Origin of the sequence: Moraxella ovis, assembly GCF_900453105.1 — a bacterium.
In the GTDB taxonomy this organism is placed as follows: domain Bacteria; phylum Pseudomonadota; class Gammaproteobacteria; order Pseudomonadales; family Moraxellaceae; genus Moraxella; species Moraxella ovis.
The window spans coordinates 1,288,872-1,300,810 of the sequence record NZ_UGPW01000001.1; the positions used below are offsets into that span (position 1 = coordinate 1,288,872).

Genomic DNA, 11,939 nt, shown 5'->3' on the forward strand with positions numbered 1-11,939 from the left:
ACTCAAAATTCATCAAACTAAATTCGCGTATTATATCAAATATCTGAGGATATTAATGATAATTTTTTTCAAAAGCTACGAAAAAATTACAATAGCAGAACATACCGATTTTTCGGCTAATTTTTGCGCTTTGTTAAATTTTCAATCGCTTTAATCGCAAGGCATTCATCAGCACCGAGATTGAGCTTAGTGCCATGGCGGCTGCCGCAATGATCGGATTGAGCAATCCAAAAGCAGCAGCCACGATACCAATGCAGTTATACACGAATGCAAAAAATAAGTTTTGCTTGATGTTATTTAACGTCGACAATGCGATATGCTGAGCATGCTGTGCGTGCGTGACAGAATCACCCACCAGCTCCGCCGATGAAGTATGCTTGGCGATGCTGGATGCGTCATGTACCGAGAAGCTGACCTGCGCCTCTGCCATGGCTGGCGCATCATTTACACCATCACCGACCATGGCGACAGTTTTACCCTCTTGCTTAAGCTTACTGATTTTTTGTGCTTTGTCGCGTGGTGAGAGCTTACCATAGGCGGACGTAATGCCCAGTCGCGCCGCCACATCATCAACCACACCTTGATGGTCGCCACTCATGATGATCACGTCGATGCCGTCTTGTTTTAATTGATCGATGGCGTCTTTGGCGTTCTTCTTAATCTCATCCATGAGCGCATAAGCTGCCACAGGCACATCATTCACCGATACCGCAACAATACTGGCAATCTGCCAAATATTATCATCATAAGCACCGACGTATCGCACATTCTTAGCATTGGTTGAACTGGTGACAGTCTCATCAAAGTGATCAAAGTCGGCAAATTGCGGTGTCCCCACCTTAACCATGCCAACACCTGCCACCTCACCCATCAGACCTTGACCGACAACGGTGGTGGGATTTTTAATATCGGTGAGATTAAGCCCTTGGGTTAAGGCACTTTTGACCAATGCATTCGCCAATGGATGCGATGCGTGTTGCTCTAGGCTCGCTGTGATGCCAAGTGCATCATTCTCATCCATGCCATCAGACAGATAGGTAGCACGGATACTTGGCTGACCCATGGTGAGCGTGCCTGTCTTATCAAATACCATGGTGTCAATACGTCCCGCCATCTCAAGGCTGGGCGCATCTTTAAAACGCACACCATATCGCGCCGCCGTGCCCATGCCTGCCATGATAGCAGCGGGCGTCGCTAATCCAAGCGCGCACGGACATGCAATGACAAGCACCGACACAGCTCTCATTAACGCCTCATCAAAGCTGCCCAACATCACCCAATTCCCAAAGAACACCACAAGCGCAATGCCAACCACCACAGGCACAAAGACACCGGCAACTTTATCAGCCAAGCGCGCGATGTCTGCTTTTGTGCCTTGCGCCTCATCAAGTGCACGCACCATATCGCCAAGTGCAGTCTCACCACCCGTGGCAGTCGCACGATATTCAAACCCACCATCAACCACGGCACTGCCAGCTAGAACCCCATCTCCAGCTGTCTTGGCAAGTGCAGCACTCTCTCCTGTTAGATGCGCCTCATCAGTAAAGCCCGCCCCCATGGTGACCACACCGTCCACGCCGATGCGATCGCCCACACGAGCCAGCAGAACATCACCAATTTTGATGTCTTTGACGCTAACCGCGCTCCAGCTATCACCTGCTTTACGCTGAACCGTATCAGGTACCAGATCCATCAGCATCGATAAGCTGTTTAGGCTTTGCTGCTTTGTGCGCGCCTCAAGATATTTACCAAGACTTACGAAAGCTATTACCATCACCGACGCTTCGAAGTACACAAGCCCGTGCCCACCATGATCGGAAGTGAGCCACGTATAGGTTGAGTAAGCCCAGATCGCGCTCGTGCCCAATGCCACAAGTACATCCATGTTAGCAAGACCGCCACGAATTGACGCCCACGCACCCTTATAAAATACCCAACCAAAATAAAACTGAACCACGCTAGCAAGCACAAACTGCATCCACACAGGTGGCATCAGTGCATGACTACCGACCATCATGCCGACCATCCCCACCCAAAATGGCAATGACAACGCCCATAATACAATCAATCGCCAAGGCATGCTTGGTGCTTGTCTTGGTTTTGGTGCATCATCGATCAGCCGCCCCTCAAAGCCTGTTTTTTTGATCCAGGCTTGGATGTCCTGAGTGTCAGCATCATGATATCGGATGTTTAAGGTTTCGGTTGCAAAATTCACCTGCGCCAGATCTACCGATGGATTTTTATTTAAGACCTTCTCTAGGCGATTGGCACAGGCTTGGCATGTCATGCCTGTGATGGCATAACGCGCTTCTTGGGTCTCGGATGAAGGGGTGGTATTGTTATTTTGATTGTCATTCATGGCGGTCTCGTCGTTTTAGTTATTGTTCATTTTTATTATGCGCCCTTATCATCATTTATCAATCCCGATTTACCAAAACAATTAAATAAATCCAACAAAAAACCGAACGCATTTAGCATTCGGTTTTTTAATGATTCATCAAGTAAAGAATTAAGTCGTACTAAATCCCGCACTCTCAACAGCATTGATGATCTGAATCTTATCAAGCACCTCATCATCATAAGTGACCACGGCTTGTTCAAGTGGGCGATTCACTTCAACATCCTGCACGCCCGCCAGTTCACTCACCGCATTAATAACGCTCGTCTCACAGCCCTCGCAGGTCATGCCATATACTTTCAAAGTTAAGGTTTCAACACTCATGATTTTCTCCATTTCGTTAATTGTTAATCATATAAGCACTCTAGCACAGCCGTTCGCCTGCTACAAGCACCATTTACAAAAACACTACCCAGCCACCTACCAATTAAGGCACTACAGGCACGATGTCCAGCCCGGCCTTCTCATCTAGACCGAACATGATATTCATGTTCTGCACCGCTTGCCCTGCCGCGCCTTTCACCAAATTATCCTGCACTACGAGTATCGTTAATGTCTCGCCATCTTGGTGGACAGCCACTCTAAGGAAATTTGAAGCGCGGGTCTGACGCGTCTGCGGCAGCTGCCCCTTAGAAAGAACATCCACAAAATACTCATCTTGGAATCGACGCTCAAATACGCTCTGCCAATCGACCGCACCACCTGCCTCAGTCAAGGTCAGATGAATCGTGCTGAACATGCCTCGAATCATCGGCACTAGATGCGGGACAAAGCGGATTTTGTGTTTAAAATTGGAACCCAAGAGCGCATGCACACCCTGCTCAATCTCCGGCAGGTGGCGATGTCCTGCCACGCCGTACGCACTAAAGTTATCCGCCGTCTCACCAAAAATCATCTCCATCTTCGCACTGCGACCTGCGCCTGAGATACCTGATTTGGCATCAATGATGATGTGATCGCCGATAAGCTGAGCGTTTTGGCGGTTTTGCTCATCGATGATGGCGGATAAGCCCAAAATCGCTGTCGTCGGATAACAGCCAGGGTTGCCCACGACTTTGGCGTCTTTGATGACATCGCGATTCACCTCAGGCAGACCGTATGCAGACTGCTTAAGGACATCAGGGCATTCATGCGCCATGCCGTACCATCTACTAAAAGCATCCAAATCCTGCAGACGAAAATCCGCCGCCAAGTCGATCACCTTAACGCCCTTTTCGGTAAGATACGGCGCTGACTTCATGGCAACCCCATGCGGCGTGGCAAAGAACACCACATCACATTCGGTTAATTTCTCATCATCAGCATCACTAAACACCACATCTGACAGACCACGAAGGCTGGGGAAAATATCACTGGCTTTCTTGCCCGCTTCCGAGCGAGACGTTAGCATGATTATCTGAGCTTGCGGATGATTTACCAGAAGGCGAATCAGCTCCACCCCTGTGTAACCTGTGCCACCAACAATACCTACTTTAATCTTTGACATAACGCACCCACCATGAGATATTTAAAAATTTCCAACAATATACCAAATTTTAACCGCCTTGCCAAAACTTTTACAAATATTCAAACATTAGAACCAAACCAATCAAAATCCACCCCAAAGTACTTTTAAGATGCATGATGCAAAATTCATCATGATTTTGTGATTTTTTGGGTAATTTTTGCGATTTTTACTTGATAAAATTTGATTTTAAGTTAAGCTATACCGTTTATATTTTAACTTTTTATAGCTTATTGCCATGTCGAATTCTGATAACTCTAATTTCACCCCCGATTATGATAAAATTGCGAGCTATTACGCCAGCATCATTGAAGGCTGCGGCGAAGATCTAAGCCGCGAAGGACTGCTTGACACCCCGATGCGTGCCGCAAAGGCGTTTGGCTATCTTACGCGCGGCTACCATCAGTCGCTTGAAGTCGTGGCGAACGATGCGATTTTTCCCTCGGATAACCCCGAGCTGGTACTGGTGCAGAACATTGAGTTTTATTCACTGTGCGAACATCACCTTCTGCCTTTTCATGGCGTGGCACACGTGGGCTATCTGCCAGAAGGTAAGGTTTTGGGTCTATCCAAAGTAGCGCGCATCGTTGATATGTACGCGCGCCGTCTACAAATCCAAGAAAACCTCACCAAGCAAATCGCCACCGCCATCGAAGAGCTGACCGGCTGCCGCGGCGTTGCTGTCGTGATGGATGCCAGCCACATGTGCATGATGATGCGCGGCGTGGGCAAACAACAATCCACTACCAGAACCATGAGCATGCTTGGCGAATTCACCACCAATAATACAGCACGCGCTGAATTCTTAGATGCCATTCCTAGACGTAGGCCTGCGTTTGGCTAATACATTGATGCAATTCTTAAGCCACCCCTACCAATGTAAAAGCTAGTAGGGATTTTGTTATCCTTTACTCGCTAGATTTTATAAAAATATTAAAAATCGAATAGTTATCACTGCAAAGACAAAGTATTACCTTGATAACTGACGAAATTTTGTTATAATAAACATACTGAAGTGTTCGCCAGTAGAGCGTATTCCTGAGCCGATAATTTTACCTTAGGGATGCATTTCTACTATTTTGTTGAGCAGGCCTGCATCTTTTTTAGATGTTTCAGGAAGCCGTAATAAATAGTGATGAATCCCGCCTTGAACTTCACGGTTCATGGTAACCCCTCTACAGCGGCACTTTGGTTTTTTATTGCCTAAATTTCTTGGTTGCGTTATTTTTGGTCTTTTTTACAATTTTTTGAAATTTTAAAAATTTTTTTAAAAAAAATGATTGACACGCAAAAAATACTTGCTATAATACGCACCATCTTAAGCGACTTGCTTAATATTCCCCAATAGCTCAGTTGGTAGAGCATCGGACTGTTAATCCGTGTGTCCCTGGTTCGAGCCCAGGTTGGGGAGCCATATTCTGCTATAAATAGCAACTTAAAAGCCTTTTCATATCGAGAAGGCTTTTTTATTGCTAAAATCTCTTGAAAATCTTTGCATTGATCCTTATTATGAACTCGTGATTCATTCAACCACATAAGGATAACTTCTTGAGCATCACTCGCACTCTTGTTTTAGAACTTGACAGCCACGCCCTGCGCAACTTAGCAGGTGAATATAATAAACACATCAAATACCTACAAGAACGCCTAGAAATTCAAATCACTCAGCGCCAAAATAACTTTATCCTAACAGGCGATTTAGACGCTGTTGAACGAGGCGAATTCATCCTAAATAAACTCTCAGAAATCGCCGATGATGACGTCCCTAGCGAAGAGTTGCACCTCATCATCCAATCAAGCCTTGCCCGCAGCAATGACAGCGACATCACTCAAAATACCCAAGCCCCCTCAACCAAGAAGACTAGCAACACTTATGCTGACATCAGCCTAAGAACACGCAAAGGCAAAATCACACCGCGCGGTTACAATCAACAAGAATACGTCAAAAAAATCCTAATCTCTGACGTGTCTTTTGGCGTGGGTCCTGCTGGTACAGGTAAGACCTATCTTGCCGTTGCCTGCGCCGTTGATATGCTCGAGCGCGGCGAGATTGAACGCATCTTGCTTGTGCGCCCCGCGGTTGAAGCAGGTGAAAAATTGGGCTTCCTACCCGGTGACTTAACCCAAAAGATTGACCCCTATTTACGTCCCCTATACGATGCCTTGTACGAGATGCTTGGCTTTGAGAAAGTGGGTAAGCTGCTAGAGCGTCAAGTTATCGAGGTTGCGCCCCTAGCCTACATGCGTGGGCGCACACTAAATAACAGCTTTGTCATTCTTGATGAAGCCCAGAACACTACGCCAGAGCAGATGAAGATGTTCTTGACGCGTCTTGGCTTTGGCTCACGCGCGGTCATCACGGGCGACATGACGCAGGTGGATCTACCTCGCGGTCACAAATCAGGACTGTCCCAAGCCCTGCAAATCCTATCAAAAATCGACGAGATTCACATCACCCGTTTTGACAGTAAGGACGTGGTACGTCACCATCTGGTTCAAAAGATCGTCCAAGCCTATGACGCGTTCGATGATGAACAAGAAAAAATCGCCGCCAAACGAAAAGCCGCTCGTCTGGCTGAGGAATTAGCAAAAGCAAGCTTAGATAAGGCAGAATCGCATGACGATTAGTCTATACATCGATCATCATCCTGACATTGATGGTACTGTCTATGACGAAGCGACTCTAACCAAAGTTGCGCATCATGCCATCAATGTCATGACCGATAAACTAAAAAACGGCTTAGAATTTTCCTATTTTGACAACGTTGAAGATTATTGGCAAAAAAACAAAACCTTGGACATCTATATCACTAATACCACCGAAGGACGACAGCTTAACTTAGATGCACGCGGCAAAGACTATGCCACAAACATCTTATCCTATCCAAGTGAGCTGCCCAGCGATGTACTTGATCTGATGGATGACATACCATTAGGCGAGCTCATCATCTGTCATGAGGTACTTGTGCGTGAGGCAAATGAACAAGACAAGCAGTTTGAAGATCATCTGTATCATTTATTGGTGCATGGCATCTTGCATTTGCTTGGATTCGATCATGAGATCAGTGATGCTGATGCCGATGAGATGGAAGGTTTTGAAATCGAAATCCTACAAGGATTAGGAATAAGCAATCCATATCTCTAATTTTAATAGTTAAATAAAAAGCAATCTTTAAAAGATTGCTTTTTAATTTTATAGGTCATTTAAGATTAAGCGAAGCTTATTATTGGGATTATCAGCATTGGTGATGGAGCGTCCAATAACCAGATAATCCGAACCATTAGCCAGTGCGTCTTTTGGGGTGCAGATACGCTGCTGATCATCGCTACCGTCTGTCGCCAAACGGATGCCTGGTGTAACAAGCTTAAAATCACTACCAAACGCTGATTTTAATACGCTTGCTTCTTGTGCAGAGCATACAACACCATCAAGACCGGCATTTTTGGTTAATGCAGCAAGTCTAAGTACGTGCTCTTGAGCATTGCCGTTAATACCAAGCTCCAATAGATCGCTGTCCGCCATCGAGGTTAATACCGTTACCGCGATCAATAGCGTATTATAACCACCAGTGAACAGACGCGATTTGGCCAATGCCATCGCTTTGGACCCTGCCGATGCATGGACATTCACCATCCATACACCCATATCAGCAGCCGACAATACAGCCTGTGCTGTGGTATTTGGAATGTCATGAAACTTCAAATCCAAAAATACATCAAAGCCACGTCGATGGAATTCTTGAACAACCTGAGGACCGCAGATGGTGAAGAGCTCCTTGCCAACTTTAAGACGGCAAAGCGATGGATCTAAAGCATCTGCCAACGCAAGTGCGCCATTCAAATCATGCTTGTCCACCGCAACGATTACAGGGGTGTTTAACTTACTCATGATTATAGATGTGGGTCGTTAGTTGCATTTGCCGGCGCTGCATTCTCAACGATCACCGCCCCAGCAGGACGAACCTCAGATTGCTGAGCCAATTTGATGTTTGCTTCTATTAGCTGAGACTGGGTTAGTTTCAGCTCTTTTTTTAGACGGCTGATTTCCCATTTGTTCTGGAAAACGCGGAATACCAACAGCGCAAGTAGCATCCCTAGGATGACACCAAGAACAATCGTCACCACAAGCAGCAAGCCCAAATTCATGGTAGGCACGCTCGAGAACATCAGGTTCACCGCCACTTCACTGTTGTTCATCAGCACCAGACCAATGGCATAGGCGCATACCGCCACTAATAATACGATTAAAATAATATGCATGTTTATACTCTCATTTATCAGTCATTAAGGATAAATTAATCATTAATGGCATTTACTGCTTCTTTTAGCGCTTTGCCAGGTTTAAAGTATGGCACAGCTTTGGCTTTTACTGCCACCGTTTCACCTGTTCTTGGATTTCTGGCATGGCGTGCATCGCGATGGTGCAAACAAAAACTACCAAAACCTCGAACTTCCACCCTGCCATCATGCGACAAACTGTCCACCAGCAAACCAATAATCTCACGCACCGCCTCATCAACGACAGTCTCTTCGATGCCGTCACATGCCGATGCCAAATTAGTAATAAGATCAGATTTATTAATGACTTGTTGTGCTTGCTGCATATATCCCGCCTATCAATCCGCCATCATATCATAAGGACGAATCAGCTCATATTAACAAAAATGCAATCTTTGGTAAGATTTTGTTCAAGTTATAATGATAACTGAAAAATGGCAAAATGTGAATGAATTTTTTGTTAATTTTCATCACTTTGCAAATCTTTAATATTTTAGCATGCTTGTTAATTTTGCAATGTAGTAAATCAGTAAACATATGTTCAAGATAATAAAAAAGAGCAGCCTAAGCCGCTCTTTTTTGTTTGCTTTGATTAGCCTTTTAGCTGATCAGCAAAGATGTCACCTAGAGTTTTAGGTTGGTTCTCTGCAGCTGTATTTGACAGCTCTTTGATCGCTTGACGCTCATCAGCCTCGTCTTTGGCTTTCACAGATAGTGTGATGCCACGAGATTTACGGTCAACACGAACGATCTTAGCTTCAACTTCGTCACCAACGTTTAGCACTTTAGAAGCATCTTCAGTACGCTCACGAGCGATGTCAGCAGCAGCTAGGTAGCCTTCTACTTCGTCAGCTAGTGTGATAACAGCACCTTTAGCGTCAACTTCTTTTACTGAACCTTTTACGATAGCGCCACGGTCATTTGCCAGTAGGTATTCGTTGAATGGGTCAGAGTTAAGTTGCTTGATACCCAGGCTGATACGGTTGGCTTCTGCATCAACTTGTAGAACAACAGCTTCTACAGTGTCGCCTTTAGAGTAGTTGCGGATCGCTTCTTCGCCAGACTCAGTCCAAGAGATGTCAGATAGGTGAACCAGACCATCAATGCCACCTTCTAGACCAATGAATAGACCGAAGTCAGTGATTGACTTGATGGTACCAGAGATTTTGTCGCCTTTAGCGTGGTTTTTGTCAAACTCTGCCCATGGGTTTGGCATGGTTTGCTTGATACCCAAGCTAATACGACGACGCTCGCCATCAATTTCAAGAACCATTACATCAACTTCATCGCCCACTTGAACAACTTTAGATGGGTGGATGTTCTTGTTGGTGTGATCCATCTCAGAAACGTGTACCAAACCTTCGATGCCTTCTGCGATTTCAGCGAAGCAACCATAATCAGTTAGGTTGGTTACGCGAGCCTTAGTGATGGTACCCACTGGGTAAGTCTTCTCAACTTCGCCCCATGGATCAGAACCAAGCTGCTTAAGACCTAGGCTAACACGGTTACGCTCACGGTCGAATTTCAACACTTTAACTTTAAGGTCTTGGCCAACTTCTACTGCTTCTGATGGGTGCTTGATACGCTTCCAAGCCATGTCAGTGATGTGTAGTAGACCATCGATGCCACCTAGATCAACGAATGCACCGTAGTCAGTTAGGTTCTTAACGATACCATTAACTTCCATGCCTTCTTCTAGCTTAGCAAGTAGTTCGTCACGCTCAGCACTGTTCTCAGCTTCCATTACCGCACGGCGAGATACAACGATGTTATTGCGTTGCTTGTCGATCTTGATAACTTTAAATTCTAGCTCTTTGCCTTCTAGGTGAGTGGTTTCGCGTACTGGACGAACGTCAACCAATGAACCAGGTAGGAACGCACGTACAGAACCGATCTCAACAGTAAAGCCGCCTTTAACTTTAGAAGAGATAAGACCAGTAACGATTTCGTCATTTTCATGAAGCTGTTCAAGCGCACGCCAGCTTTCTTCACGTTTTGCTTTTTCACGAGAAAGAACAGTTTCGCCCATGCCGTTGTCAACTTTCTCAACAACTACGTCTACTTTGTCGCCGATAGCCACTTCAAGCTCGCCAGCTTCGTTCAAGAACTCTGAACGCGCGATGAAGCCTTCTGATTTTAGGCCAGTATCAACAGTGATGCGCTCGTTGTCGATGGCAACAACAGTACCAGAAATAACGGCACCGATTTCAACTTTGATTTCGTTGGCGTTGCTTTGTTCAAACAGTTCAGCAAATGATAAACTCATTAGTAATACCTTAAAATTAGCCGTAGCCTGTCCAGCACAGTACGGTTCAAGTGATGTGCGCTATTGAGAGATGCTGGTTTTGACTCAAATAGCAACACAAAAATATGATAAACCCGACAATTATATCAGATAATTATTAAAATAGATAGCGATTTTATTTTAAGACAATACACCCCTTGCTCGCTTTTTTTCCCCATAACGGTTCGTGCCTGTCTTATAAAACTTATCTTTTCATAAAGTCTTTGGGCGGAGACATTGGCGTGATTTACTCCAAGCACAATCTCATCACAAAGGGCAGTGCGACTTTAGCAGAAATTTTTTAAACGATTAAACTCTAAGGCTCTTTTAGCGTAGCCCTTACCTTGAAAAACAGGATTTATGGACATAGAGCGAAGTAGGACGGCATTGGGATTGTCGGTGTAGCGGTATTTGTCCTGTCCAATATCCAGCACAAAAAATCCCACCACCTGATGCAAATCATCGTCCAAAATCACCGCCTTATAAGCATCCGCACGCTCATCATCAAGCCAGTCTTTTGGCAAGACAGTAAACTGTATTTGCTCATCGCCTGGCTCATAAGACAGCTCATTTTGATGTGTGCTGCTAAGTGGAGCAAGTGTTATCACAGCTTACCCTGTGTAAATGCCAAAATCTCATCAAACACCACATCTGCCGATTTGTCCGAGCTGTCAATGACAAGGGCATCCACAGCAGGGCGACTTGGGGCAACAGCACGGTTTTCATCTCGCTCGTCTCGCTCGATGATATCCACCAAAATCGCTTCATAATCTGCCACTTTGCCTGCCGTTTGTAATTGTAGCACTCGTCTGTCGGCACGAGCTTTGGCACTTGCGGTTAAAAATACCTTGACAGGAGCATCGGGGAAAATCACCGTCCCCATGTCTCGCCCGTCCGCCACAAGTCCTGCTCTGTCTTTTGCCATGTTTTTTTGTAAATCAAACAAAGCCGTCCGCACGCTTGGCAACACAGCGACACAGGACGCATATCCGCCCACGATTTCGTTGCGAATGTCGTCCGTTAGGGGGGTGTTATCCACTAGGATTTCCACCGTTTTTGTGGCGGTATTGGGGCGAAAAGATAGGTTTAAAGACTTAGTTAATTTGGCAACTTTTTGCTCGTCAATTTCTGTGCTATTAAGCAAGCCGTTTTTAAATGCCATTAGCCCAACAATGCGATACAACGCACCGCTATCTAACAGTTCAAAACCAAAATGCTCGGCAAGGCGATATGCCACCGTGCCTTTACCTGCACCCGAAGGACCGTCAATGGTGATGATTTTTGGGGTTGTCATGGGGATTTCTCTTTTAAGAATAAATTTAATAAATTTTTAAAATAAAAATGTCTTTTAAAATTGGGTATGTAGGTATAAATTTATTTGCCAAAATTTAATGTTTTATCATAGGGCGAATGTAATTCGCTCCCACAAGCCCTTTCAAAGATATGTTTGATTAACAATAGCAAATTTTTAAATG

At 45.2% G+C, this 11,939-nt stretch carries 12 protein-coding genes, 1 tRNA gene and 1 other RNA gene; 5 read left to right on the forward strand and 9 right to left on the reverse strand.

Going from position 1 to position 11,939, the window contains the following annotated elements; genetic code table 11:
- Nucleotides 1-133: 133 nt before the first annotated feature.
- The 3 genes from DYD54_RS06165 to argC all read right to left on the reverse strand — a co-directional run bounded on the left by DYD54_RS06165 (nucleotide 134) and on the right by argC (nucleotide 3,884).
- Entirely contained in the window at nucleotides 134-2,359 is a 2,226-nt protein-coding gene (locus DYD54_RS06165; RefSeq protein WP_063514182.1) for a heavy metal translocating P-type ATPase, read from the reverse strand.
- 150 nt (nucleotides 2,360-2,509) lie between these two features.
- Nucleotides 2,510-2,722 carry a heavy-metal-associated domain-containing protein gene (locus tag DYD54_RS06170; protein WP_063514183.1) on the reverse strand — a complete coding sequence of 71 codons (213 nt, stop codon included), beginning with the start codon at nucleotides 2,720-2,722 and terminating at the stop codon, nucleotides 2,510-2,512.
- A gap of 103 nt (nucleotides 2,723-2,825) precedes the next feature.
- The gene (gene argC / locus DYD54_RS06175; RefSeq protein WP_063514184.1) at nucleotides 2,826-3,884 is read right to left on the reverse strand and encodes an N-acetyl-gamma-glutamyl-phosphate reductase; all 1,059 of its coding nucleotides are present in this window, start codon (nucleotides 3,882-3,884) and stop codon (nucleotides 2,826-2,828) included.
- Nucleotides 3,885-4,140: 256 nt separating this feature from the next.
- Between argC and folE the strand changes: the two genes are divergently transcribed.
- From folE to ybeY, 5 genes are all read left to right on the forward strand, one after another.
- Entirely contained in the window at nucleotides 4,141-4,746 is a 606-nt protein-coding gene (gene folE, locus DYD54_RS06180) for a GTP cyclohydrolase I FolE (RefSeq protein ID WP_063514185.1), read from the forward strand.
- A gap of 160 nt (nucleotides 4,747-4,906) precedes the next feature.
- A non-coding RNA gene (gene ssrS, locus DYD54_RS06185) (6S RNA) lies at nucleotides 4,907-5,101 on the forward strand.
- Between the two features lie 139 nt (nucleotides 5,102-5,240).
- Nucleotides 5,241-5,316, forward strand: a tRNA-Asn gene (locus tag DYD54_RS06190).
- Between the two features lie 134 nt (nucleotides 5,317-5,450).
- On the forward strand, nucleotides 5,451-6,530 hold the full coding sequence (locus DYD54_RS06195) for a PhoH family protein (RefSeq protein WP_063514186.1): 1,080 nt from the start codon (nucleotides 5,451-5,453) through the stop codon (nucleotides 6,528-6,530).
- Entirely contained in the window at nucleotides 6,520-7,047 is a 528-nt protein-coding gene (gene ybeY / locus DYD54_RS06200) for an rRNA maturation RNase YbeY (RefSeq protein ID WP_063514187.1), read from the forward strand. The genes DYD54_RS06195 and ybeY overlap by 11 nt, the downstream gene beginning before the upstream one ends.
- 48 nt (nucleotides 7,048-7,095) lie before the next feature.
- Here the strand turns inward: ybeY and pyrF are convergent, their stop codons facing one another.
- From pyrF to cmk, 6 genes are all read right to left on the reverse strand, one after another.
- Nucleotides 7,096-7,794 carry an orotidine-5'-phosphate decarboxylase gene (gene pyrF / locus DYD54_RS06205; RefSeq protein ID WP_172459604.1) on the reverse strand — a complete coding sequence of 233 codons (699 nt, stop codon included), beginning with the start codon at nucleotides 7,792-7,794 and terminating at the stop codon, nucleotides 7,096-7,098.
- Nucleotides 7,794-8,162 carry a LapA family protein gene (locus DYD54_RS06210; RefSeq protein WP_063514189.1) on the reverse strand — a complete coding sequence of 123 codons (369 nt, stop codon included), beginning with the start codon at nucleotides 8,160-8,162 and terminating at the stop codon, nucleotides 7,794-7,796. The genes pyrF and DYD54_RS06210 overlap by 1 nt, the downstream gene beginning before the upstream one ends.
- A 35-nt stretch (nucleotides 8,163-8,197) precedes the next feature.
- A complete protein-coding gene (locus DYD54_RS06215; protein WP_063514190.1) occupies nucleotides 8,198-8,506 on the reverse strand; it encodes an HU family DNA-binding protein in 309 nt (102 codons plus the stop codon).
- A 266-nt stretch (nucleotides 8,507-8,772) separates the two neighbouring features.
- On the reverse strand, nucleotides 8,773-10,446 hold the full coding sequence (rpsA, locus tag DYD54_RS06220; RefSeq protein ID WP_036362958.1) for a 30S ribosomal protein S1: 1,674 nt from the start codon (nucleotides 10,444-10,446) through the stop codon (nucleotides 8,773-8,775).
- A gap of 305 nt (nucleotides 10,447-10,751) precedes the next feature.
- Entirely contained in the window at nucleotides 10,752-11,072 is a 321-nt protein-coding gene (locus DYD54_RS06225) for a GNAT family N-acetyltransferase (RefSeq protein ID WP_063514191.1), read from the reverse strand.
- Entirely contained in the window at nucleotides 11,069-11,779 is a 711-nt protein-coding gene (gene cmk, locus DYD54_RS06230; RefSeq protein WP_370446610.1) for a (d)CMP kinase, read from the reverse strand. Before cmk ends, DYD54_RS06225 begins: the two co-directional genes overlap by 4 nt.
- Nucleotides 11,780-11,939 lie beyond the last annotated feature (160 nt).